Origin of the sequence: Roseovarius arcticus (assembly GCF_006125015.1) — a bacterium.
Lineage (GTDB): Bacteria > Pseudomonadota > Alphaproteobacteria > Rhodobacterales > Rhodobacteraceae > Roseovarius > Roseovarius arcticus.
Map to the genome: position 1 here is coordinate 2,480,033 of NZ_SZZN01000001.1, position 24,056 is coordinate 2,504,088.

The following is a 24,056-nucleotide window of genomic DNA, read 5'->3' on the forward strand; positions in this document are numbered from 1 at the left end:
ATGCTGGGCCGCCTGCCCGCCTTTTCCGCCGATGGCATCCTCAGGATCAAGGAACAACTACGCAGCGATCCGCGCCCGGGCAAGATCGACCTTGGCGTTGGCGTCTATAAGGATGCCACCGGCGCGACGCCTATCATGCGCGCGGTCAAGCGGGCCGAGCGTCTGCTGTGGGAGGCCGAGACGACCAAGAGCTACACCGCGCTTCCCGGCGAGCCGGAGTATCTTGCGGCGATGCGGCGGCTGATATTAGGTGATGATTTCGAGGCAGGCCGCGTCGCGGCGATCGCCACCCCCGGCGGCACAGGCGCAGTGCGGCAAGGATTTGAATTGCTGCGCATGGCGCGGCCCGGCGTGCGGGTGTTCGTCACCGATCCGACATGGGGTAACCACCTGAGTATCCTCAGCTATCTGGGGATCGAGACGGTTCCATTTCGCTACTTTGACCCCGCCACGCATGATGTCGACGCCCCCGGCATGCTGAGCGATCTCGCGGAGTTGCGCGAGGGCGACGTCGTTTTGCTTCATGGCTGCTGTCATAACCCATCTGGCGCCGACCCGGACGCGCAAGGCTGGCAGGCGCTGATCCGCGTGATTAATTCTGCGGGCGCCGTGCCCATGATTGATTTGGCGTACCAGGGATTTGGCGACGGGCTGGAGGCAGACGCCGCGGCAACGCGCGCGGTTTGCGCTGCATGCCCTGAGGTGCTGATCGCCGCCAGCTGTTCCAAAAACTTTGGCATCTACCGCGAGCGGACCGGCATCCTGCTGGCCGTTATGCAGGACGCAGGCTCACGCCCGCTGGCCCAAGGCGCGCTGACGCACCTGAACCGGCAGAGCTATTCCTTTCCACCCGATCATGGTGCGCGGCTGGTTACAATGGTCCTGAACGATGCGGGCCTGCGGGCCGATTGGCAGGGTGAATTGGACGGGATGCGCAGCCAGATCGTGTCGCTACGCGGTGCACTGGCGCAGGAACTGCGCAGGCGGTCAAACTCCGGCAGGTTCGATTTCGTTGAGGCCCATCGCGGTATGTTTTCGCTGATCGGTGCCAGCCCGGCACAGGTGGCAAGCCTGCGGGATGATCACGCGATCTATGTCATCGGCGACGGTCGGATCAATATCGCAGGCCTAGGAATGGGCGACGTGCCAGCCCTTGCCAAGGCGATGATCAAGGTCGGCCTTTAAGGCCCTCTCTCCAAGCCTTGCGCGCGGCGGCGCCTTACAGTTATCTGGCGTCATGCCTCATACGCGCACCACACCCCTGATCCAATCGCTGCCCGCCACCGTGCCGTTCGTCGGCCCCGAGGTGCAGGAGCGGCTTAGCGGCGCGCGTTATACCGCCCGCCTTGGCGCGAATGAGAACGCGTTCGGCCCCTCGCCCCGCGCGGTGGAGGCGATGCAGGCCGCCGCGTCTGAGATCTGGCAATACGCCGATTCGTCCAGCTATGAGCTGCGTTCGGCGATAGCCCAGCGGCACCGGGCGACGCCCGAAAATATCGTGGTTGGTGAGGGAATTGACGGCCTGCTTGGCTATCTGGTGCGTATGATGATCGCGCCGGGCGATGCGGTGGTGACCTCCGGCGGCGCATATCCGACGTTCAATTATCACGCGGCCGGTTATGGCGGCACGATCCACAAGGTTGCCTATCGCGGCGACAGCGAAGATTTGCCCGCCCTGATGGCCCGCGCCTCCGAGACCAACGCCAAGCTGATCTATTTCGCCAACCCCGACAATCCGATGGGCAGTTGGTGCAAAGGCGCGGATATCGTCGCCGCGCTGGAGCATCTGCCAGACGGATGCCTGCTGATCCTCGACGAGGCCTATGTAGAATTCGCGCCCGAAGGGACAGCCGCGCCAGTCAGTGTCGACGATCCGCGTGTGATCCGGATGCGCACCTTTTCCAAGGCCTATGGCATGGCAGGCGCCCGCGTCGGCTATGCCATCGGGGCGCAGCCGCTGATCGCGGAGTTTGAAAAAATCCGCAACCATTTCGGCATGAACCGCGCGGCGCAGGCTGGCGCGCTGGCAGCGTATCACGATGCCGATTGGCTGGAATTTCTCCGGGGCGAAGTACAGACCGCGCGGGATACAATAGCGCGCATCGCGACTGAGAACGGGCTAACGGCCCTGCCCTCGGCCACCAATTTCGTTGCGGTTGATTGCGGCAAGGACGGTGATTTTGCCCGTGCCGTGCTGGCGGGGTTAATCGCGCGTGGCATCTTTGTGCGGATGCCGTTCGTGGCCCCGCAAGATCGCTGTATCCGCATCAGTTGCGGGCGCGCAGACGATTTGGAGAGGCTGGCCGCCGCCCTGCCCGGCGCGCTGACAGACGCCGACGCCTAGCCCTTGGCAATAACCTGCGCAGCGGCGCCAATCGCCCCTTGCCCACGCGGAATATCCAGCGCGGCCATCCCGGCCTCAATGCTGCCCAGAACGCCCAAAACCATTTGCGCGTTCACATGCCCCATATGCCCGATGCGGAAAAACCCGTGCCACGCCGGATCGTCCGGCTCAGCCATCCCCAGACCGACGCCCAGCGTGATACCTGCGTTCTGCTCAAGCCATGCGCGCAGTTCGCTGGCGCCCGGCGCCGGTAGCGACAGGGCCGTGACAGCCCGGCTACGATGCGACGGATCACTCATGTTGATGCGCAGCGCGCCCCCTTCGGCCCACACCTCGCACGCGGCCCAGATGGCGCGCGCAAGGCGGTCGTGGCGCGCCCAAACTGCCTCGATCCCCTCATCGTGGATCATGTCGAGCGCGGCGCGCAAACCATAAAGGTGGTGGGTCGGCGCAGTGCCAAAGAAATACTGATAAAACTGGTCCGGTTGCGCGCGCAGCGTCCAATCCCAGTAAGGGCTGACGCGGTCCAGTTTGCGCCGCACCTCTGCCGCCTTGTCATTGAAAAAGACAAAGCCGAGGCCGGGGGGCATCATCAGCCCCTTCTGGCTGCCAGTGACGACAACATCGACGCCCCATGCGTCCATCTCGAACCGGTCGCAGGCCAGCGAGGCGATGCAATCGGCCATCAGCAGCGCTGGATGGCCCGCGGCATCGATAGCGGCGCGGATCGCTGCCATATCGCTAAGCGCGGAGGTGGACGTATCGACATGGGTGGCCAACACGGCCTTGATATTGTGGTCTTTATCAGCGCGCAGCGCCTCCTCGACGCGGGATGGATCGATGGGCGACGTGCGACCGAAATCCAGCATTTGCACCTCGGCGCCCATGTTGTGCGCCATTTCCGCCCAGCCATGACCGAAGCGGCCCGTGGCGAGGGCCAGCACCCGGTCGCCCGGTGCCAGCGTGTTGGCAAATGCCGCCTCCCACGCGCCGTGACCGTTGGCAATGTAGATCGCAACGTGGGCCTTCGTGCGCGCAACGCGCTTTAGATCCGGGATCAGTGTATCTGTCATGTCGATCAGTGCGCCAGCATAGATGTTTGGCGAGGCGCGGTGCATCGCATTCAGCACTGCATCGGGCACAACCGAGGGGCCAGGAATGGCCAGATAGGACCGTCCGCCTGCAAGTGAGCTATTATTTTGTGCGGCGCTATTCTGTGTGCCACTGCTGCCCGAACCGCTCATCAAAAAACCTCATTTTTTTGAGTATCGCGGGCACCCTACGCCCATTCCCGGGCGCGTCAATCCACCCCTGCGCTTGCCATGTAGGGCCCGCACGACTAGACCAAGGCTTCCTGCCGTAGCGCCGAGGCCGACATGCCCCTTTTCAAACGATTGGCCACGTGGGAGCGTGACCTGCGACAATCCTACAATACCGACTTGTCGACGCCTGAAAATCGTCGCCGCGCGCATATCTATAATCGTTGGTTCGACCACGCGATCCTGCGCGGCGTCTGGACCAACCAGTTTCAGATAGCACCGGGCGTCTGGCGCTCGAACCATCCGACGCACAAACGCTTTGCCGCGATGAAGCGGATGGGGATCAAGAGTATCCTCAATCTGCGCGGCTCTGCCGGGGCGGCCCACTACCTGACAGAGAAGGAAAGTTGTGCCGCGCTCGGCCTCACGCTCGTCGATGTGACTTTGCATGCGCGCTATGCGGCGCCGCGCGAAGATATACAGGCAGTGATCGATGCGTTCCGAAGCATCGAGAAACCTTTTGTTATGCACTGCAAATCTGGCGCAGATCGCGCCGGCTTCGCCTCAGCCATTTACCTGATGGTGATTGAGGGGCGGCCAGTCGATGAGGCCCGGCAGATGCTGTCGTTGCGGTACCTGCATATCAGACGCTCGCGCACAGGAATTCTGGACTACATCCTCGACCTCTATGAGGCGCGCCAAGCCGAGACAGGAATCGGGTTCGAGGACTGGGTTCAGACCGAGTACGACAACGCAGCAGTTCAGGCTGATTTCGAAGCGAATTTTAAGCCTTGGTTCTAAGGTGCTATGGCCGCGCCCCGATCCGCGCCGCCATGTCCAACATGCGGCAGGAAAACCCCCACTCGTTATCGTACCAGCCGAACACCCGCAGCAGGCCGCCGGTCGATACCGACGTCTCTCGCCCGCACATGATGATTGATTCGGGCCGCGCACGCAGGTCCGACGACACCAAAGGCCGCATCGTCCAGCCAAACACATCAGCGTAAGGACCGCCCTCAGCCGCAGCCCGCAGTACGGAGTTAACCGTATCAACCGACACTGGCATATCGGTCTGCACCGTCAGGTCGATGCACGACACGCTAGCTGTCGGGACGCGGATTGCGCGCGCCTCGATCCGGCCCGCCAGGGCTGGCAACACCAGATCCATCTGGCCGCGCGCGCTTGTCGTGGTCGGCACCATCGACAGGGCGGCGGCGCGGCTACGCTCAAGTGCGCCGCGTGGTTTATCCACCGTCGGCTGGCTGCCGGTATAGCAATGCACAGTCGTCATCTGCCCTGATACGATGCCGAACGCGCCGTCCAGCAGGCGTGCGAGCGGCGCCAGCGCATTGGTCGTGCAAGACCCGTTCGAGACAATGCGCGCCGCGCCCAAGCTCTCTTCGTTCGCGCCCATTACCAGCGTCACGTCTGCCTCTGCGGCGGGGCCGGATACCAGCACCGCGCGCGCGCCTGCCTCGATGCCGCGCTCGGCCATTGCGCGCTTGCCCGCCATGCCCGTGCATTCCAGAACCAGATCGACACCGCTCAGATCAAGTTGCCGCAGGTCCGATGCAGAATGAAACGGCACACGGCGCCCTGCCACGATCAGCGCGCCCGGTTCGGTCGCGACCTCGCCCTGCCAAGTGCCATAGATGCTGTCATACTCAAAGAGATACGCACATGTCTCAAGCGGCTCGATCTCGTTGATCAAGATGAGTTCAATATCGCTGCGCCCGGCCAGAACGATGCGCAATATTGCACGCCCGATCCTGCCAAATCCGTTGATGGCGATCCTGACTGGCTTAACCGTGGGCTGTGGCATCGTGCGACCTCGCATGCGTGATGCCCAATCGCTAGCTCATCAGCAGGTGTACCGCCACCCTCATGGCACCGCGTTTGTCTTTCTGCTTCCAATATTCCTATCGGACGACCGCGCAAAGATATAAAAGCGCGCTGAAGGTACGTGTCCTTGGACTATGATAGCGTCCGCATAGCTGCTTGGTTCGTCACCGATTGAAAGGAGCGCAAATCAGGACGCGAGGCCAGACCTTTCCAAAATAAATCTCGACAGAGGCGGCGAAGAAGTAGCAACTGCAGGTCATCCCGCTAATATCCCACCTCCGATATCGATCCCGCTGACGACACCTTCGCTGATCGCGAATAGGGCACGTCAGGATGCGCGACTTATTTTAATTGGCGTGGTAATCCCTCGAATTGCCTCCGAACTCATCGGCTGGCCGAAGTAGAAACCTTGGACCAAGGTGCACCCCTCTGCGTTCAGGAAACTCAGTTCATCCTCTGTTTCAACACCTTCGGCCAATACTGGAATTCCGAATGCCTGACCAAGTGATAAGGTCGAACGAAAAATAGCTGCGCGTTGATGGTTCAGATGCAGATCCTGCACGAAGCTGCGATCAATCTTTATCTTGTCGAACGGGAATGTCTGCAGCATCGCCAGCGAGGAATAGCCAGTGCCAAAGTCATCCATTGCTATCCGAACGCCCATTCCCTTTATTTTTTTCAAAACTTTTAACGCAAGGGCCTGGTCGTGAATGACGCTAGCCTCGGTTATTTCAAGCTCTAAACGCTCGGGCGGCAGCCGACTTTCCATGAGGATATCTAAAAGGTCCTCTATAAAGGTCGGCTGAGAAAGCTGCTGAGGGGCGACATTGACGGCAATCTTTAGCGACGACGACCATGACGCTGCCTCAATGCACGCGGTCCTTAGCACCCATAGGCCAATGTCCTGTATAAGGCCGGTTTCTTCGGCAATCGGAATAAACTCATCGGGAGAGATTATCCCTTTGGTCGGATGACACCAACGCAAAAGGACCTCGCAGCCAATAGGTTCGCGCGATTTTACCTCGTTTTGAAGTTGATAGATGAGTTCAAACTGATCATTTGATGATGCATGTCGCAGGTCACGAATAAGGTTATTCTTTTCCCGGAATTTCATATCCATGTCGGCATCGTATTGGCAAATATTTCGATCAGGGTCTTGCTTGGCACGAAACATCGCCAAATCCGACTTCTGCAACAACTGGTTCATATCTGATCCATCATTCATGCTGGTCGCGATTCCCAAGGAGGCGCTCATATTGATCGCACAATTGCCTTCATGAATTGTCGGGATGATGGCCCCATAGGTCAAATTAGCGAAGTCTATTGCGTCGTCGGTATCCTCAACATCTGTTTTAAGCGCGACGAATTCATCGCCACCGATGCGCGCAACAAACTCGTTCTCGCCAAAACAGTTTTTCAAGCGCAGAGACACCTCCTTGAGCACCTGATCCCCGACCTGATGCCCATGCACGTCGTTGACCTGCTTGAACAAATCCAGGTCGATTGACACGACAGCCACATTGGCAGTTGCGTCAGAGGCGAGCCGCTTGCTCAGCTCGTCTAGCTTGCGCTTGAGATGAAGCCTGTTGGGCAGCTGGGTCAAATGGTCATGCAGGACAGTGTATTCGAGCCGCGCGACAGCTTCGCGCTCTAGGTTGGTTTCGATGTTAAACGCTGAAAATCCAATAAACAGGATGAGCGTAACCACCGACAAGATCAGCATACCCAGAACCATATCTGACAAAAGCTGCGGGGGAACGGCGAACGTCGAATTCAAACGTATTTCAATTGCACTCATTCCAGTGAAATGCATCGTGCAAATCGCTAAAACCATCAGCGCAGCACCGCCTAACCAGCAAAACCGCGTCGCGGGTTTCATAATCCTATGATAGCTGCCGATGCCGATGCCAACGCCGAGCGCGACAGACGCTACCAGCGTATCGAGATGCCAGATGACCTCTCCCGGCAATTGGTACGCAGACATACCTGTGTAGTGCATTACCGATACCGTCAGCCCGAACCCCGCGCCGGCAAAGATGTAGTTGCTTTGCCCATTTCCGAACGCAAGAAACGCGTTTGCAGCCAGTGCGCCCGCCACGGCGATACCCAGTGAAAGGCCCGTAAAAACAGGCTCATACCCGTGTTCTACCCCAGGGTCGTAGGCAAGCATCGCGATGAAATGCGTGGACCAAATCGTCGCGCCGGTAATGAGGGCGCTCATCCCCAGTTGGACTTTCTTACGCGGCCCGTTTGCAGCGATAAGACGGCGCAGCGTCAACACGGTCAAGGATGAACCCGCAATGCAGACAAACGCCGCTACAGCAACCAGCCAGTAATCGTGTTCCTGAGTGATACATTCGAAAACTCGATACATCGCTTTGCCCCACCATTCCAAAGATTTGAACGGTGTTAGCGCATTAGGAGTAAATGGGAGGTTGAAAGCGGATAGCGTTTCTAGGGCTGCTTTTTTGCAAATTTTCAGTAAATCAATGGTTTGAAGAAACGAAATGGTTTTGATTATTCTGATATGCTCGCGATGTAGCTGTGCTCACGATCCAATAATTTATTTGATGCAATGCAAGTCGCACGCCGTTTCAGCGAATTTTCGGATGTCCGAGCGAGGTTTTCGGCATTGCGATACCCCATATGCAACCATGTCCATCTATTTAGACTCTGACTATCCCCGCCGGGACTACTCATGTCTCACCTCGCCGCAACGCCGTCCACGGCTTACCAAGCGTTGCTGCGCCATACGCCATCATGCTAGGCTCTGTGACAAAAGAGCAGGGCAAAATCACGGATGACCGCACTTAGCGAATACGAACGGCTGGAGGCGCCGGGCCTGTGGCGCGCGGCCCCCGACGATCAACGCAGCGAGGTCGTCGTTTCGATGGGAAACGCCACGCTGGTTATCACCGATATGCGCGACCACGTCCTGACGCATTGGTCGATTCCGGCTATCAACCGCGCGAACCCCGGCGAGTTCCCCGCACTCTATCACCCAGACGGCGACGTCGGCGAAACGCTGGAACTGGCCGAGCCGGAATCCCAGATGATTGACGCCATCGAGAAGTTGCGCACCGGGATCGCCCGCCAGCGGCCAAAACCGGGGCGCCTGCGGCTGGGCATGATGCTAGGCTCGGCAGTGGCGATCGGCGCGCTGGCGATTTTCTGGTTGCCCGGTGCGGTGCGCGATCATGCGCTGCGCGTCGTACCAGCCGTCAAACGCGCCCAGATCGGCGCAGCGCTGGAGCGCGAGATGCAATCTGTCACGGGCCCGCCCTGCCGCGCGCCAGGCGGGGTCGCGGCACTGGCCAGACTTGCACAGCGTATTCCCGCAACGCGTGGTACGGGCACTCTGCGCGTCGTGCGGGGCGGCGTCGCCGGCACGGCCACTTTGCCCGGCGGCACAATCCTGATCCATCGCACGCTGGTCGAGGACTATGAGGAACCGGACGTCGTCGCGGGTTATATCGTGGCTGAGCGTTTGCGCGCCCGCGCGCATGATCCGTTGGGCCGTCTGCTGGATCATGCGGGCCTTACCGCCGCGTTCCGCCTGCTGACAACCGGCGATCCCGGCGCTGACGCCCTGCGCAGCTACGCCGAGTATCTGCTGGCCGATGCGCCTACGGCCCCCGTGCCCGACGCCGTTCTACTGGATGGGTTCGCGGCATGGTCCATCCGCGCTGCGCCCTACGCTTATGCGCGTGACATTTCAGGCGAAAGCACGCTGGCCCTGATTGAGGCTGATCCGTTTGCAACCGAGGTGCCGCCCGCTTTGCTAAGTGATGGCGACTGGCTGCGCCTTCAGGGGATTTGCGGCGGCTAGCAAACGCAAAACGCCGGACCCCCGAAGGCCCGGCGCTTGCTGGTTGTCAGATGGCGAGCCGCCTTAACGCAGGCGCGCATTTCCAAAGCCCGCACTGCGCACCCGCGCCAACGCGCTCTGTGCCGATTGTGCGTTGGCATAAGGCCCGCTCAGCAGCAGACTGTATTTTGTGCCGCCCTGCGTCATGCTGCCCAGCCGCGCAGGCAGGCCCACCCCGTTAAGGCGCTGCGCCGCTTGCAGCGCCTGCGCTCGCGTGGTGAAGACGCCAGCCTGTACGTAATTTTGTCCAATAGCCTGCGCCGCAGGCTGACGAGATTTGGTTGAGACTGTTCCGCGGCGCTTGGGCGCTGCCATGGCCGCGCGCTGTTGCTCATAACTGGTGTAGGGATAAACCAGGCCGGGATACTGCGCTGACATCTCGCGCCCAGTATCGGTCAGGATCAGGCGGCGCGGCTGGGTTTGTGTCCACATCATATCCATCTGCGCCTTGCCCGCAAAAGTCTGGTTTGCGCGGTTAGGGTTCAGGCGGCCGTCCATCCAAACACGTTTGTATCCTTCGGGGATGACCACCTCCTGAGTCGCGCGGGCCTGCTGTTGGGCGACATGCCGGGGCGCGACGCGCACGGTGTAGGGATCGACGCGCACGACGCGCCTGACCTTGCGGCCCTGTGGCACGGTCGGCGCCGTGCGTACCACATAGGCTAGCACCGCTGCCGGCGCGGGCACGCTATAGGCGGGCGCCTCGTAGCTGGGGGCGGGCATGGCGCGCGGGGCACTACGCGCCGCATGCGTGCCGGGAACGCGCGTCACGTGCGGTGCTTTCTGCGGCCCGCACCGAACGGCATACCCTTCGGCGTTGGCAGTGTAGCGCGACGACAGCGCGCTTGCGCCCGGGCAGACCGGGGCGACCGCAACGCGCGTCTTGCGGCGAACGGGCTGTTTCGCAGGCTTCGCGACAGGGGCAAGAACTGGCGCAGGGCGCGGCACTGGAACAGCGACCTTGCGCACGCGGACCTTCAGGGCTGGCTGCGCTGGGGCGGGCTTGGCACGCACCACGCGCTTCGGCGCAGGTGCAGGGACTGCGGATATCTTGGCTTTGGGTTGCGGCGCTATTTGTGGCTGAGGTTTCGGCGTTGCGGCGGGCGCACGCGCTGTCAGCGATGGCTGTTGGCCGCACATAGTCTTGCGGGCGCGCGATACGCGCGGCACCCATGTCACGTTACCGTCAATCCCTGCCCTCACGTATACGCAGCCTTCGCTGTCGACGTACTGGCGCCCCGTGTAGGAACTGGGCGGAAATTCCGCTGGCGTGCCGGAATCGCGAAGAGATTTGGCCTGAGCGATACCCAGTCCGCAAGACGCGGCAATGACCGCGAGCGCTATCAAGCGTGTAAGTTTCATGTTGCCCCCACAAGATGTAGGGGTGATCCTGCCTTAATTCAGCGCGCTAGTAAACAGGCAAGCGATGATCGGCCCGCCTTATTTGGTACCAAACATCCGGTCGCCTGCATCGCCAAGCCCCGGCAGAATGTAGCCCTTCTCGTCCAGTCCATCATCCAGCGAAGCCGTGACGATCGGCACGTCAGGATGGGCCTGCTTCATTCGGGCGACACCCTCGGGCGAGGCCAAGAGGCACAGAAAACGGATATCAGTCGCGCCTGCCTGCTTGAGCAGGTCCACAGCGGCGGCAGACGAATTACCCGTCGCCAGCATCGGATCGACGACGATCACCAGCCGCTTGCCCAACTGGTCGGGCACCTTGAAATAATACTGCACCGGCTGCAGCGTTTTCTCGTCGCGGTAGAGCCCTACAAAGCCGACCCGCGCCGACGGGATCAGCTCCAGCATTCCGTCCAGCAGGCCATTGCCCGCCCTCAGGATCGAAATCAGCGCCAGCTTGCGACCCGCGAGAACCGGCGCGTCCATCTCACGCATTGGCGTCTCGATTTCGCGCGTGGTCATGGGCAACTCGTGCGTCACCTCATACGCCAAGAGCTGCGAGATTTCGCGCAGCAATTGACGGAACACAGCGGTCGACGTGTCCTTCTCGCGCATCAGCGTCAGCTTGTGCTGAACAAGGGGGTGTTTGACGACAGTCAGGTGCTGCTGCATGGGACGTTCCTTCTGCAAATGGCTGGCATCTTATTTACAGATGCGCGCGGCGCGGGCAATGGCAGCGTTGGAAAAGCTCGCCGTGCCCGCCATATTTGGGCAGTAACCAGATCTCTTCCTGATTGCGTGTATCCGTGCAAAGATGCACTTTCAGGGCAACACCCACGCCACCACGAGAAAACTAGTTTAACACTAAACCAATTCAGGTAAGGAACCGCACCATGAGCGACACGACCGACAGCGCACGTCAGGCGGCCCTGAATTATCACGAATTCCCAAAACCCGGCAAGCTAGAGATACGCGCAACAAAACCGCTGGCAAATGGCCGGGATTTGGCGCGCGCCTATTCGCCCGGCGTCGCCGAGGCGTGTCTGGAGATCAAGGCCGACCCCGCAAACGCCAGCCGATACACCAGCCGCGGCAATCTGGTCGCGGTTGTGACCAACGGCACCGCCGTTCTGGGCCTTGGCAATATCGGCGCGCTGGCGTCCAAACCGGTGATGGAAGGCAAAGCGGTCCTGTTCAAAAAGTTTGCTGATATTGACTGCTTTGACATTGAATTGAACGAGCCGGACCCCGAAAAGCTGGCCAATATTGTCTGCGCGATGGAGCCCACATTCGGCGCGATCAACCTTGAGGACATCAAGGCGCCCGACTGCTTCATTGTTGAGCGGATCTGCCGCGAGCGGATGGGTATTCCGGTGTTTCACGACGACCAGCACGGCACTGCCATCGTCGTCGGCGCCGCCGCCACCAATGCGCTCTATGTAGCGGGCAAGAAGTGGGAAGACATCAAGATCGTCTCGACCGGCGGCGGCGCGGCGGGCATCGCCTGCCTGAACATGTTGGTGAAATTGGGCGTGCGGCGCAGCAATATATGGCTGTGCGACATTCATGGGCTGGTTTACGCGGGCCGGGCCGAGGACATGAACCCGCAAAAGGCCGATTTCGCGCAAGAGACAGACATGCGCACTTTGGACGACGTGATTGACGGTGCGGACCTCTTCCTCGGTCTGTCCGGTCCCGGTGTGCTGACCGCTGAACAGGTCAAAAGGATGGCTTCGCGCCCAATTATTTTTGCGCTGGCCAACCCCACTCCGGAAATTATGCCCGACCTCGCCCGCGAGGCCGCACCGGACGCGATAATCGCAACGGGGCGCAGCGATTTTCCCAATCAGGTGAACAACGTCCTTTGCTTTCCGTTCATCTTTCGCGGCGCGCTGGATGTGGGCGCGACCCAGATCAATGACGCCATGCAGATCGCCTGCGTCGATGGCATCGCCGAGCTTGCCCGTGCCACGACTTCGGCCGAGGCAGCAGCGGCCTACCAGGGCGAGGCGCTGACCTTTGGCGCCGACTACCTCATCCCCAAGCCGTTCGATCCGCGCCTGTCGGGCATCGTATCCACCGCCGTCGCCCGCGCCGCAATGGAGAGCGGCGTGGCCGCCCGACCGCTGGACGATCTGGTCGCCTACAAGGCCAAGTTAGACGCGTCGGTGTTCAAATCCGCCCTGCTGATGCGCCCAGTCTTTGAGGCATCGAAAAAGGACGCCCGCCGCATCGTATTCGCCGAGGGCGAGGACGAGCGCGTGCTGCGGGCATCGCAGGCCGTTCTGGAGGAAACCAGCGAGCAACCCATACTGATCGGCCGCCCATCGGTGATCGAGGCACGCTGCGAGCGGCTGGGCCTCGACATCCGCCCCGGCCGCGATTTTCGGCTGGTCAATCCAGAGGACGATCCGCGTTACCGCGACTACTGGACCAGCTATCACGAGATCATGCAGCGCCGGGGCGTCACGCCTGATCTGGCCAAGGCGGTCATGCGCACAAATACCACCGCCATTGGCGCTGTTATGGTGCATCGCGGCGAGGCAGACAGCCTTATCTGCGGCACATTCGGCGAATATCGCTGGCATCTAAACTACGTCAACCAAGTGTTGGGGGATACAGACCATCACCCGCACGGCGCGCTCAGTATGATGATTCTAGAGGACGGTCCGCTCTTTATTGCGGACACGCATGTGCGCACCTTCCCCTCGCCCGAGCAGTTGGCCGAGTCGGCCATCGGCGCCGCACGCCACGTCCGCCGCTTTGGCATCGAGCCGCGCATCGCGTTTTGTTCCCAATCGCAGTTCGGCAATCAAGGCGAGGATTCTGGCAAACGTCAGCGCGCCGCAATTGCCCTGCTAGACGCAAAACCGCGCGATTTCTGCTACGAGGGCGAGATGAATATCGACACCGCGCTGGACGAGGACCTGCGCGAGCGCCTCTTGCCCGGCAACAGGATGCATGGCGCGGCGAACGTGCTAATCTTTTCCAACGCCGATGCGGCGTCAGGCGTGCGCAACATTCTCAAGATGAAGGGCGGCGGGCTAGAAGTTGGCCCGATTCTGATGGGCATGGGCAACCGTGCGCATATTGTGTCACCCTCCATCACGCCGCGCGGTCTGCTGAACATGGCGGCCATCGCCGGCACGCCAGTCGCGCATTATGGCTAGGTTGGCAGCGATCATTTTTCCTTCTGCGGTCTGTCCAAAGCGGCCAGCCGTGGAAGCGGAGAGAACCATCTAGTTCAAAAAACACGTCGCCGTCCCGTTTCCGGGGCGGCGAAAGTTCTCTGCCGAAGTTGGGCTTACTTCGTCTTGGGCTGGCTGCCCGGCTTCGAGCCGGCTTGCTTCGGCTGGGGTTTGGATGTGTTTGCCATTTTACTGACTTCTCTTGAGGTTAAGGGTCGGCACCATGCCTTCCCTGTATCCAAATTGACGTATCCCAGCCAAAAAACAAGAGGCATTTCCAACACCGCCTGTCGGCTTTTTCCTTTATAGGCAGAGACTTGCCAAACTTATATCCGCTTCGGCCACTTTTGGCGCATTACGCTGCGGCAGCGCTTAATGCCTGCAAAATTCTTGGAACGATGCAGCGCAAAATGGCGTTGAATCTCGCTTGCGATGCGCAACAAACGCATCGCTACTTGCCCCGCACCCTTTCGCCGCCCTAACATGAGAATGGCATCAGGGAGGCCAATATGCGCTACGCCGACATTTACCGCAGCTGGAAAGACGACCCCGAAGCCTATTGGCTAAAGCAGGCCGAGGCCATCGACTGGGACGAGGCCCCGACCAAGGCTCTCTTTGATCGCGGGAATCACATGTACGAATGGTTCGCCGATGCAAAGGTGAACACCTGCTACAATGCTGTCGACCGCCACGTCGCCGCCGGACGCGGCGAGCAAGTGGCCATTATTCACGATAGCCCCGTCACAGGCACAAAACACCACATCACCTATGCGGAGCTTCAGTCTCGCGTCGCCAACCTTGCCGGCGCCTTGCGCGCCAAGGGCGTGGAAAAAGGCGACCGCGTCATCATTTACATGCCCATGGTCCCCGAGGCACTCGAGGCGATGCTGGCCTGCACGCGCATCGGCGCGATCCATTCGGTCGTCTTTGGTGGCTTTTCTGCCAATGAGCTGGCCGTCCGCATCGACGATTGCACCCCCAAGGCGATCATCGCCGCCTCCTGCGGGATCGAGCCAAGTCGCGTGGTGCACTACAAACCTCTAGTCGATGGCGCGATTGAGCAAGCCACGCACAAACCGGACTTCTGCGTGATTTTTCAGCGCGATCAGGAGGTCGCAAACCTGATAGAGGGCCGCGACGTCGACTGGCATGCATTCCAGTATGGCGCAGAGCCTGCAGACTGCCTCCCTGTCGAGGGCAATCACCCAGCATATATTCTCTATACTTCGGGCACCACAGGTGCGCCCAAGGGTGTGATCCGCGCTACTGCCGGGCATCTGGTAGCGCTAAACTGGACGATGAAGAATATCTACAACGTCGATCCGGGCGATGTGTTCTGGGCTGCATCAGACGTGGGCTGGGTCGTGGGCCATAGCTATATCTGCTACGCACCGCTGATCCACGGCAACACCACCATCGTGTTCGAGGGAAAACCGGTAGGCACCCCCGATGCGGGCACGTTCTGGCGCGTCATTTCGGAACATAACGTGCGCAGCTTTTTCACCGCACCCACTGCCATCCGCGCGGTCAAGCGCGAGGACCCCAACGGTGAGTTGCTGAAAAACTACGACCTGTCATGCCTCAATGCGCTCTATCTGGCGGGCGAGCGGGCCGATCCGGATACGATCCACTGGGCGCAAAAGGTCTTGGATAAACCAGTCTATGACCACTGGTGGCAGACAGAAACAGGTTGCGCCATCGCTGCAAACCCCGTCGGTGTTGAGGCGCTGGCCGTCAAAGTCGGCTCGCCCACAGTGCCGATGCCCGGCTACGACATCGAGATCCTAGCCGAGGACGGCACACCCAAGCCGGTGGGCGAGTTGGGCGCCATAGCGATCAAACTGCCGCTACCCCCCGGCACTCTACCAACCCTTTGGAACGCCGAGGACAGATTTCGCAAGTCCTACCTCGCAACCTTCCCCGGCTATTACGAGACTGGCGATGCAGGCCTGATCGACGAGGACGGATACCTTTATATCATGGCGCGCACCGACGATGTCATCAATGTCGCCGGCCATCGCCTAAGCACCGGCCTGATGGAGGAAGTTCTCGCAGGCCACCCCGACGTCGCCGAATGCGCGGTTCTGGGCGCCAAGGATCAGTTGAAGGGCCAGGTGCCCATCGGTTTCGTTTGTTTAACCAAGGGCGTTGACCGCCCGGCTGCCGACATCACCCGCGAATGCGTCGCCCTTGTGCGCGACAAAATCGGCCCCGTCGCGGCCTTCAAACTGGCCGTTGTCGTCGACCGCCTGCCCAAAACCCGCTCGGGCAAGATTCTGCGCCGCACCATGGCCAGCCTCGCTGATGGCGAAACGTTCAAGCCGCCCGCCACAATCGACGATCCCGCGATATTGGATGAGATTGCAGAGGCATTAAAAACCATTGGCTATCCGAACTAGGCAAAAGGCGCCGCACAATCATGCGGCGCCCCCCATTTCTTTTTGCCAAAAATATCCCCGCCGGAGGGATATCCTCTTTGTGTCATGCGGTCTCATGACGTCTCACCGGCCTTAAAGTTCCTTTAAGGTTCAGTGGGTTATGGTGTCACTCTGTTCCGGGAAATTCCGGACAGTGTCACTTGAGATCGTAGATAATAAAGGAGATATATCAATGGCAAAATCAAACGCATTCACAGTCGCACAACTTAAATCACTCCCAGTGGAAAAACACTGCGATGGACAGGGTCTGTGGCTCCATAAGCGCGCGGATGGCGGGGCACAATGGACCTTTCGCTTTCAACTGTGGGGTCGTCAACGCGAAATGGGGATCGGGTCTTTCAAGCGGGTTGGCTTGGGCGAGGCCCGCAAAAAGGCGGACTGTGTCCGCCTGCAGGTGCAGGCCGATATTGATCCGGTCAAACAGCGCCGTCTGGAGAGACAGCAGTCGAACTCCCGGGATGGGCGTCTGGAAAGCCTCGCGTGGGAGGCGTACGGGACACACAAGGCGAGCTTGAAGCATGCTGGCGCGGACGGATTATGGGTCAGCCCCCTGCGCCTGCATCTTCTGCCCAAGTTGGGCAAGATGCCGATTGTTAAGATCGATCAGGACGACATTGCGCATGCCCTGGCCCCGATCTGGCATGAGAAACCGGTCACGGCCAAGAAAGCCCTTTCCCGGCTCAGAACCGTATTCAAGTATGCGCGGGCCAAAGGCTTCCTCGTAAACCGGGCTGTCATCGAAGAAGCGGTCATTTTGCTGGGAGAGAACAAGAAACCGGTCAGACAAAGTCTGTCCCTTCCATGGTCAGAGGTCCCCGCCCTCTACGCGACCCTTTCCGATGACGATCCGGTGCAACTGGCATTGCGAATGCTGATCCTGACGGGGGTGCGGGCAGATTCCGTGAACAACATGCAGCTGGGACAGATCGAAGGAGAGATGTGGCAGATCCCGCCTCTGCACGTGAAAGGCCGCGCCTCCAATACGGCCGGGTTTGATGTGCCTTTGTCCCAGGAAGCCTTGCATGTGATCGCATTGGCGTGTCAATCGGCGCTGAATACTGACCCCATATCGGCATCCAATATTGACCCCCTTGTGGTGTGTTGATCAGGGTCTGTCCCGACTTAGCTGATCAAGTTGCGGAGGCGGGATAGACCTTGATCGGTTGGGATCAGGCGCGGTTTTTGAAGCGCCAGGACTCGTTTCCGGTTTCGACTATCTCACAGTGATGCGTAAGCCGATCGAGCAGCGCGGTCGTCATCTTGGCATCCCCGAATACCGACGGCCATTCACCGAAGGCGAGGTTCGTTGTGACGATGATGGATGTGCGCTCGTAGAGTTTGCTGATCAGATGGAACAGCAGCTGCCCGCCCGCTTGGGCGAAGGGCAGATACCCCAACTCATCAAGCACGATGAAGTCGAGGCGTGTCAGGTAATCGGCGGTGCGCCCCTGCTTGCCGGCGCGGGTCTCGGCATCGAGCCGGTTCACCAGGTCGATGACGTTGAAATAGCGGCCGCGTGTGCCATTGCGGATCAGCGCCCGGGCAATTGCGATCGCCAGATGCGATTTTCCGGTGCCAGTGCCGCCGATCAGAACGACATTGCGCTGGTCGGCCACAAAGGTGCCGGTGGCGAGATCGCGCACCAGCCCTTCGTTGACCGGCGTGTCCGCAAAGTGGAAGTCTTCCAGATCCTTCGCGAGCGGCAGCTTCGCCACGGTGAGCTGGTATTTGATCGAGCGCGCCTGCTTCTCGGCGATCTCCGACTGCAGCAGATCTCCCACGATGCGCGGCGGCTCGAACTGGCGCTTGATGCCCGTGGCCATGACCTCGTCATAGGCACTGCGCATCCCGTAGAGTTTGAGGGTTCCCATCAGTTCCAGAACACGGTGCGTTCCATAGCGACTTGTTCTCCTGAGGCTGTCATAGCGTGCGCAATCAGCCACGGGCTCGTGGGTCAGTCGCAACGCGGTGGGGTGAGAAGCAATGGCGGTGGTGTATGATCCCGGCTGCGGGCGAGGATGTTGATGATCACCGGCGCCGAGAACACGCCTTGTGCCAGCGCCTCCTGACAGGCCGCCTCGACGGCGACAATGCCATCACCAGCGACACAGCCGAGAATGGCGACCATCTGACGATCACCGTCGCTGACGCTCTTGAGTTTGCGCCGCACGTCGGCCATCGCAGTTGGCAGCACCCAGTTCTGGAACGGTGCGCCATTGCGCAACGCACCGGGTTTACGCGCCAGCACAGGGACATAGTGCCGGGATCATAGACCGTCTCGTTGCGACCGAAGCAGCGGGGATGTTCGGCCACGACAACGCCATTTTGTCGGATGACGATCTTCTCGGCATAGGCGTGGACTTCGACGGGCCGCCCGACGGCTGTTGAGATGACCGAATACTTGTTGTTGTCGAACCTGACGAGGCACGTCTTCGACACCGAAGCCGGAACTGAATGAAACCCGTCGAACGGGCCGACATAGGGCACGAGGGTCGCGCGTTCCGCTTCGAACATTTGCCAGATCATCTGATCACTGCGCTCGGGATGCTTGTGCGCCTTGGCATAGGCGATGCACTTGTCGAGTAGCCAGACGTTCAGCTCGTCCAGGCTTTTGACCCGAAGCCGGGGCGTGAAAAATCGCTCGCGAACAAGGCCGACCTGGTTCTCGACCTGACCTTTCTCCCAGCCGGACGCCGGGGTGCAGGCGACCGGCTGAACCAGATAATGGCTGCACATCTGCAGAAACCGCCGGTTATAAAGCCGCTCCTTGCCAATGAAGACTGCCTCGACTGCTGTCTTCATATTATCGTAGATGCCGCGCGTGCAGGCCCCTTTGAAAAAGGCGAAGGCGCGCTCATGCGCGTCGAACACCATCTCCTGGCTCTCACGCATATAGGCCCGCGCGAACATCATCCGACTGTGACACAGCCGGACATGTGCGACCTTCACCGTCGTCGTGACGCCGCCGATCAGCACGATCTCATGGCTCCAGTCAAACTGGTAAGCCTCGCCCGGCGCGTAGTAGAGCGGCACATATGCTTCCGCTGCAGCTGACCCGCGCGCCTTCGACCATGTCTTGGCATAGCGTCGAACTGCGTCGTAGCTGCCTTCATAGCCAAGCGCCCGAACTTCCTCATAGATCCGGATCATCGTCAGCCGTTCACGCGATGGTTTGCCTTCATTGGCCACCAGGAACCGGTCGACCGCAGCCCGCCATGGCCCGATCCGCCGCATCGGCTGGTGTTCCCGCTCGTATGTGAAATCGGTCTCGTCCGTTCGCAGGATCTTGCGCACCGTATTGCGCGACACATGCAACTCCCGGGCGATGCGCTTCATCGACCAGCCCTGCACATGAAATGCCCGACGCACCCGCGCAATCGTATCCACTCGCTTCAACTCCCCCTCCATCCGTTGCCGCACAACGGATGGTTAGATGAAACATGAGGGGGGTCAAAATTGGACGCCGATTACCCCGTCAATGGGGTCAGTTTTGCACGCCGAAACACAGCTGTAGCGCGCCCGAGACAGGGGTGAAGCGACGGTCTCCATCGACGGTGTCGAGCACCAGGTGTTTTATCTTTGTGGGGTCATCGCTCATGTGGGTACTATTGGGTAGTTGGAGGCTAGCGCGCCAGTTCCGCGACTGAGGGGAGGACCTCGCGCACAGAATGCTTGGAACCGGGCAGGTTCTGGGAGATGGCGAGAATTTGTGGTATGATCTCTTAGTTCATCCGTCGAACCACGCAGGTATTTCTGGTCTGAAGAAGATGTCAGGTCTCGTGGTCATCGCTTTGCGCACGGTTCCGGTTCGAGCCACCGAAGGGAGGAAACGAAACATGGTATCTCATTCGATCGACGACCCCGGGCTGTTCGACGAGCGGATTCACCTACTCGGGATCCCGCCAGACACGCCTGTTCCGCTTCGGGATCTGTTAGAGAATGCGTTGGCATTCCGCCAAGGCGTGATCGATCAGTCCTGGAAGTCGGTCTCCAATCGGGCCTTGCGTTGCCTGGGTCTTGGGCACGCGTCGTTTCGACTCCTACAGGAAGCCGCGATTTGCGGGAGCGCGCGTGATGGAGCCGAGCGACGGCAGGCAGCATACTTCGTCAACCTCTTGAAGACTGCGGCTGGCAGGGATGGAGGTCAGGCGCTACGCGAAGGGCTCCGCGAAAAGCTGGCCGCGAGTGATCCATCCGCGCGGCTCGAAGGCGCGATCTCGCGCGTCGAACGCCGCCTCGGAAGGGAATTGGGGGAGCCGTTGAAGTCCAAGATCCGTTCCGCATCAAAGCGGGTGGAGGAGCGGATCGACCTAGACGCTTCCATTGCGCTCCTCGCGGAAGGCAAGATGGAAGACGTACCATTGCTGGAACCGTTCTCACCGCGCCTCGCCGCCCTTCTCAAGGGCCCGATCGAAGAGAAATCTAACTGGGTGCTGTCATGCTTGTCGCGAGGTCTTCTGGCGCGTGTTCATGCGGAATTCAATCTCTCGCAGCGATCGGAACGCGCACCCGCCCGAACCAGCGATGTCGAAGAAATTAGCTGCGCGATAGAGCGTGTCGTCATAGAAACGGAGAGATGGCTCGAGCACGGTCAGCAGCGAATTTACTGCGCGCTAGCGGGGCGAGAGAGGGTGGAAGAGATCGCGGACGCGGCAACGGGGCTGGCAGGCGAGATCGAGCGCCGCCTGCTTATTCTGGCGCGAAGCCAAGGCGCAATCCGCCAAACGATGCTCTCCCTTCGTGATGACGGCAAGGGAGCTGCGTCCGAGCGAATCGGGCGGCTCGCGGCGCGTGCGGGAATGCTGACCCGCGAGGCCCTCGCTAGCCATTGCGCGAGCTATCGCCTGGCGCTCGGCGCGCTCAGCGTACACCCGCCGGAGGACGTCGACGAGCTGATGCGCAAGACGGATGCGACCGCTTTTAACGCGTCGCTGCCAAACGGCAAGGATGTGGCCTTGAAGGATCTCGATGCGTCGCTCGACGGTGATTTCGTCGAAATCGAGGGGTTCGTGACGGCGCTTGAGGCGCTGCGATTGAGCGATGGCAAGCTCGTCAGTAGACTGGTCCTGCTCGATCCGTCGAGTGACACGACCGCGAACGCCGTGGCGATCTTCGCGCACTTGCCCCATGCGGGGGTAACCTTGGATTCGTTCGTTCGCATTAACGGGTTGTTCAAGGCCGGTTCGGCCCTTTTCGACGGCCAGCCGGCCGTCGAGATCGACACGCTTTCCCTTGATGCTCTCAGTCGATTGAGTTGGCGCATCGCGTTCCTGCAGCTGGCGGACCAATGGTTCGAGCCCTGGCGCAACGGCGCCAACATGATCTGGTCACTCGGCCCGCACGGCTTGGGGGACGATGACGAGGAGCGTCTTGGGGCCGGGGAACTCCTCTATCTACCACTCTTTCGTAGTTAGGAGATTGAAATGCCAGTATCCGACCAATGCGAATCCGAGTTCGATGCCGCCTTAGAGGCCCTTGAGGAAGCGACCGATATCTGCGCCGAGGCCGATGAGGCTTTGCTGGTCTTATTGGACGGGCTCACGGAGACAGAAGAGGATTGTAAGGACGAAGCAGGCCCAGAGCCGCCAGAGGTCACGCCCGACATGGACCCCATGCTCGTGCATGTACTGGAGCAGCAGTGGGAGGAGTATCGCGACAGGGTTCTTGAATGCGTGCACTCATCCGACGTTGAAGACAAGTGGAACGACTATCAGGACCTCCGCGTGGCGTGCGAAATTGCGATGGAGGAGGCCGACGCAATGAAGGATGAGCTGGAGGCCTGCATACACACCCTGAATGAAGGCATTCCGTTCGCCTGAAATTTTCACCACCGACGGCTGCGGATCTGGGCCGCTGATTGGGAGGTACGGCAAGATGCGATTTGTTGCGAACCTGCGGAATGAGACGATCGCTGCCTTCGCGGCAGAGGACATCCAGCCACGCGCTTATCTGCTGTCCTCCCATCGTGTCACGCCGGCTACGCTGGACGCGGCGGCGCGCGTTCGCGGCCTTGGCCTGCCCCTTTTCGCAGACAACGGTTCCAAACAGCTCATCGATCAGGTCATCGACGTGTTCGCCGACGATGCGGCCTCGGTCCATAACGCGGTCCGCGAGATCCGCCGGGATATAGGACACGTGCCCCGTGGGAGCGACATTCCCGAACCGCTTCGCCGAACCGCCAACGACCTCGCGAACAGCGTGATTAGTCATGCTACAGCAGTGTCAAAGGCGGTTGACCGCGAGGCGTTGATCGAGCTGCAGCTGGCAATGGATCCAACGGACCTGATCGCGCAGGAGGACTTCGCGGTCGCTTGCTTGCTGGCGTTGCAACTGGAGCGGGAGATCACCGGCTTTTCCACCGACCGATTTGCGACCAGAAACCGACGCTCCCTCCGGCTCTGGAAGGCCGTGAGTGAGGATCCGCGGTGCGCCGATGTGCGCGTGCACGCGGTGCTCAGCGCGGTCGACTTCAATACAGCCCGGAAGGCCGGTCAGCTCGCCGCCGCAAATGGCGTGCGTTGCGCCGCGGTCGGGATAGCCGGGATCAACTTAGACAGTTCCGCAACCGACTTTTTTATAATCGGCACGGGAAACCATAGCCTGGAGCGCCCCGCACCGAGGCGCTACGTTCGCATAATTCAGATTTTGAAGGGACTCAATGTCGGGCTGCGGCAATCGGGTGGCGGACTCAATACCTTCCACTGCCTGGGGCTGGGGGCGGCGGCTATGATGCCTATCGTAGCAGCAAGCTTCGACGAGAGGGTCGTCCTTACGACCGACGCGACGAGCCCGATACACGACGCGATACGAGACCAAGTCTACTACGAGCTGGGGTCGCAAGGCGGACGTGTTTCGACCAGCGCGATCGCAAACCGGGAAGTCCATGATAAACCGTGGCAGTTCGAAAGCCCTTTTGAGAGGCAGTTCAGGGATACGTTTGGCCACGACGTCGGCGCCGCAAAGGCATGGTGGCTGGCCAATGGGCAACCGCAGATTACCCGCTCGCACCTTCGATCTGAAATCGAGATCAACGAGGCGCTGCCGCTGCTTGCGGAAATGGACCCAGAGGTGCGTCGGCGTAGCGAGCGTGTGCGCGTCGCCGCAAACCACTGGACGATCGGAGAACACGCTGCGTCCTTTGCGGCATCGCAGGATAGACACGCCCTAGCGCGCGCCTCCATGAGAGAGTTTGAAACAAGCCTCAGCACCACCATCGCGCGGGGATCGGCGGCCGCCGGCACGATACTGGACATCATCGAAGGAGGTGCCTGAAAGGGTAGTCAGAGGGGATCAACTTGAGCCGCAGGCTCAGCCTGATTCAAGTTCACCCGTTCATCTCTGGTGCGCCGCGCCCGCCCCAAGGGACGGGGGGATCTGCGCGAGTACCTCGGTGCCTCCGGTATCTTGCGGGATTGCGGCTTCATCGAACTAAGCGCCGTAGCCGCCGAGGCGGTTCAATCTTAGACGACCCGCCCCACCCGGCCTCCACGCTCGCCGAGTCGATCGGATGCGACTTTAACGGCGTCGGTTCGGTGTACGATCCGTCAATGCCCATATCTTTGCGTCGTGGCGTAGCACCAGCGTAGCACCGAGGAATTGCGCCCGAACGCAGAAAGCGCCCCGAGGGGCGCTAGAGCGTTGATATAATATGGTAAATTTGGTTGCGGGGGGGGGGTGCAACCAACTTAACTTACTCTTCTCGCTACGAACGTAGCG

Annotated in this window: 16 protein-coding genes and 1 pseudogene; 10 read left to right on the top strand and 7 right to left on the bottom strand. The window is 60.4% G+C overall.

What is annotated here, in order from left to right; translation table 11 throughout:
- Both MK6180000_RS11835 and MK6180000_RS11840 read left to right on the top strand, forming a co-directional pair.
- Entirely contained in the window at positions 1-1,185 is a 1,185-nt protein-coding gene (locus MK6180000_RS11835) for an amino acid aminotransferase (protein ID WP_138934926.1), read from the top strand.
- A 52-nt stretch (positions 1,186-1,237) separates the two neighbouring features.
- Complete coding sequence (locus MK6180000_RS11840) at positions 1,238-2,344, top strand: pyridoxal phosphate-dependent aminotransferase (RefSeq protein ID WP_138934927.1); 1,107 nt, start codon at positions 1,238-1,240, stop codon at positions 2,342-2,344.
- Here the strand turns inward: MK6180000_RS11840 and MK6180000_RS11845 are convergent.
- A complete protein-coding gene (locus MK6180000_RS11845) occupies positions 2,341-3,588 on the bottom strand; it encodes a pyridoxal-phosphate-dependent aminotransferase family protein (protein ID WP_138934928.1) in 1,248 nt (415 codons plus the stop codon). The genes MK6180000_RS11840 and MK6180000_RS11845 overlap by 4 nt on opposite strands.
- Positions 3,589-3,720: 132 nt before the next feature.
- On the opposite strand from MK6180000_RS11845, the gene MK6180000_RS11850 reads away from it, so the two are divergent.
- On the top strand, positions 3,721-4,404 hold the full coding sequence (locus tag MK6180000_RS11850) for a tyrosine-protein phosphatase (RefSeq protein ID WP_138934929.1): 684 nt from the start codon (positions 3,721-3,723) through the stop codon (positions 4,402-4,404).
- Between the two features lie 4 nt (positions 4,405-4,408).
- On the opposite strand, the gene MK6180000_RS11855 is transcribed toward MK6180000_RS11850, so the two are convergent.
- Both MK6180000_RS11855 and MK6180000_RS11860 read right to left on the bottom strand, forming a co-directional pair.
- Positions 4,409-5,425 carry a type I glyceraldehyde-3-phosphate dehydrogenase gene (locus MK6180000_RS11855; protein WP_138934930.1) on the bottom strand — a complete coding sequence of 339 codons (1,017 nt, stop codon included), beginning with the start codon at positions 5,423-5,425 and terminating at the stop codon, positions 4,409-4,411.
- Positions 5,426-5,773: 348 nt separating this feature from the next.
- Positions 5,774-7,819, bottom strand: a complete 2,046-nt coding sequence (locus MK6180000_RS11860; RefSeq protein ID WP_138934931.1) for a putative bifunctional diguanylate cyclase/phosphodiesterase — start codon at positions 7,817-7,819, stop codon at positions 5,774-5,776.
- A gap of 426 nt (positions 7,820-8,245) precedes the next feature.
- Between MK6180000_RS11860 and MK6180000_RS11865 the strand changes: the two genes are divergently transcribed.
- Entirely contained in the window at positions 8,246-9,274 is a 1,029-nt protein-coding gene (locus MK6180000_RS11865) for a M48 family metalloprotease (protein ID WP_138934932.1), read from the top strand.
- Between the two features lie 63 nt (positions 9,275-9,337).
- On the opposite strand, the gene MK6180000_RS11870 is transcribed toward MK6180000_RS11865, so the two are convergent.
- Together MK6180000_RS11870 and upp are read right to left on the bottom strand one after the other, a co-directional pair.
- Positions 9,338-10,675 (bottom strand): SPOR domain-containing protein, encoded by a 1,338-nt coding sequence (locus MK6180000_RS11870; RefSeq protein ID WP_138934933.1) that lies wholly within the window; start codon positions 10,673-10,675, stop codon positions 9,338-9,340.
- A gap of 78 nt (positions 10,676-10,753) precedes the next feature.
- On the bottom strand, positions 10,754-11,386 hold the full coding sequence (gene upp / locus MK6180000_RS11875) for a uracil phosphoribosyltransferase (protein WP_138934934.1): 633 nt from the start codon (positions 11,384-11,386) through the stop codon (positions 10,754-10,756).
- A 221-nt stretch (positions 11,387-11,607) separates the two neighbouring features.
- On the opposite strand from upp, the gene MK6180000_RS11880 reads away from it, so the two are divergent.
- The 3 genes from MK6180000_RS11880 to MK6180000_RS11890 all read left to right on the top strand — a co-directional run bounded on the left by MK6180000_RS11880 (position 11,608) and on the right by MK6180000_RS11890 (position 17,445).
- Positions 11,608-13,884, top strand: coding sequence for an NADP-dependent malic enzyme (locus tag MK6180000_RS11880; protein WP_138934935.1), 2,277 nt, complete (start codon positions 11,608-11,610; stop codon positions 13,882-13,884).
- Positions 13,885-14,411: 527 nt separating this feature from the next.
- A complete protein-coding gene (locus tag MK6180000_RS11885; RefSeq protein ID WP_138934936.1) occupies positions 14,412-16,301 on the top strand; it encodes a propionyl-CoA synthetase in 1,890 nt (629 codons plus the stop codon).
- Between the two features lie 211 nt (positions 16,302-16,512).
- Positions 16,513-17,445 (top strand): tyrosine-type recombinase/integrase, encoded by a 933-nt coding sequence (locus tag MK6180000_RS11890; RefSeq protein ID WP_171054608.1) that lies wholly within the window; start codon positions 16,513-16,515, stop codon positions 17,443-17,445.
- 64 nt (positions 17,446-17,509) lie between these two features.
- Here MK6180000_RS11890 and istB read toward each other — a convergent pair whose 3' ends face one another.
- Both istB and istA read right to left on the bottom strand, forming a co-directional pair.
- Positions 17,510-18,211, bottom strand: a complete 702-nt coding sequence (gene istB / locus MK6180000_RS11895; RefSeq protein ID WP_138936480.1) for an IS21-like element helper ATPase IstB — start codon at positions 18,209-18,211, stop codon at positions 17,510-17,512.
- 36 nt (positions 18,212-18,247) lie between these two features.
- Positions 18,248-19,736, bottom strand: a pseudogene (istA, locus tag MK6180000_RS11900) (IS21 family transposase); the annotation flags it as partial.
- A gap of 272 nt (positions 19,737-20,008) precedes the next feature.
- On the opposite strand from istA, the gene MK6180000_RS11905 reads away from it, so the two are divergent.
- The 3 genes from MK6180000_RS11905 to MK6180000_RS11915 are packed head-to-tail and all read left to right on the top strand — an operon-like array spanning position 20,009 to position 23,612.
- Positions 20,009-21,754 carry a hypothetical protein gene (locus MK6180000_RS11905; RefSeq protein WP_138934938.1) on the top strand — a complete coding sequence of 582 codons (1,746 nt, stop codon included), beginning with the start codon at positions 20,009-20,011 and terminating at the stop codon, positions 21,752-21,754.
- Between the two features lie 9 nt (positions 21,755-21,763).
- A complete protein-coding gene (locus MK6180000_RS11910) occupies positions 21,764-22,159 on the top strand; it encodes a hypothetical protein (RefSeq protein ID WP_138934939.1) in 396 nt (131 codons plus the stop codon).
- Positions 22,137-23,612: a hypothetical protein gene (locus MK6180000_RS11915; protein WP_138934940.1), complete on the top strand. Its 1,476-nt coding sequence runs from the start codon at positions 22,137-22,139 to the stop codon at positions 23,610-23,612. The genes MK6180000_RS11910 and MK6180000_RS11915 overlap by 23 nt, the downstream gene beginning before the upstream one ends.
- Positions 23,613-24,056 lie beyond the last annotated feature (444 nt).

Coding starts and splice junctions, on each gene's coding strand:
- MK6180000_RS11840 (WP_138934927.1), top strand. CDS start 1,238: ATGCCTCATACGCGCACCACACCCCTGATCCAATCGCTGCCCGCCACC.
- MK6180000_RS11855 (WP_138934930.1), bottom strand. CDS start 5,425: ATGCCACAGCCCACGGTTAAGCCAGTCAGGATCGCCATCAACGGATTT.
- MK6180000_RS11860 (WP_138934931.1), bottom strand. CDS start 7,819: ATGTATCGAGTTTTCGAATGTATCACTCAGGAACACGATTACTGGCTG.
- istB (WP_138936480.1), bottom strand. CDS start 18,211: ATGGGAACCCTCAAACTCTACGGGATGCGCAGTGCCTATGACGAGGTC.
- MK6180000_RS11910 (WP_138934939.1), top strand. CDS start 21,764: ATGCCAGTATCCGACCAATGCGAATCCGAGTTCGATGCCGCCTTAGAG.
- MK6180000_RS11915 (WP_138934940.1), top strand. CDS start 22,137: ATGAAGGCATTCCGTTCGCCTGAAATTTTCACCACCGACGGCTGCGGA.
- upp (WP_138934934.1), bottom strand. CDS start 11,386: ATGCAGCAGCACCTGACTGTCGTCAAACACCCCCTTGTTCAGCACAAG.
- MK6180000_RS11880 (WP_138934935.1), top strand. CDS start 11,608: ATGAGCGACACGACCGACAGCGCACGTCAGGCGGCCCTGAATTATCAC.
- MK6180000_RS11890 (WP_171054608.1), top strand. CDS start 16,513: ATGGCAAAATCAAACGCATTCACAGTCGCACAACTTAAATCACTCCCA.
- MK6180000_RS11870 (WP_138934933.1), bottom strand. CDS start 10,675: ATGAAACTTACACGCTTGATAGCGCTCGCGGTCATTGCCGCGTCTTGC.
- MK6180000_RS11905 (WP_138934938.1), top strand. CDS start 20,009: ATGCTTGGAACCGGGCAGGTTCTGGGAGATGGCGAGAATTTGTGGTAT.
- MK6180000_RS11845 (WP_138934928.1), bottom strand. CDS start 3,588: ATGAGCGGTTCGGGCAGCAGTGGCACACAGAATAGCGCCGCACAAAAT.
- MK6180000_RS11865 (WP_138934932.1), top strand. CDS start 8,246: ATGACCGCACTTAGCGAATACGAACGGCTGGAGGCGCCGGGCCTGTGG.
- MK6180000_RS11885 (WP_138934936.1), top strand. CDS start 14,412: ATGCGCTACGCCGACATTTACCGCAGCTGGAAAGACGACCCCGAAGCC.
- MK6180000_RS11850 (WP_138934929.1), top strand. CDS start 3,721: ATGCCCCTTTTCAAACGATTGGCCACGTGGGAGCGTGACCTGCGACAA.
- MK6180000_RS11835 (WP_138934926.1), top strand. CDS start 1: ATGCTGGGCCGCCTGCCCGCCTTTTCCGCCGATGGCATCCTCAGGATC.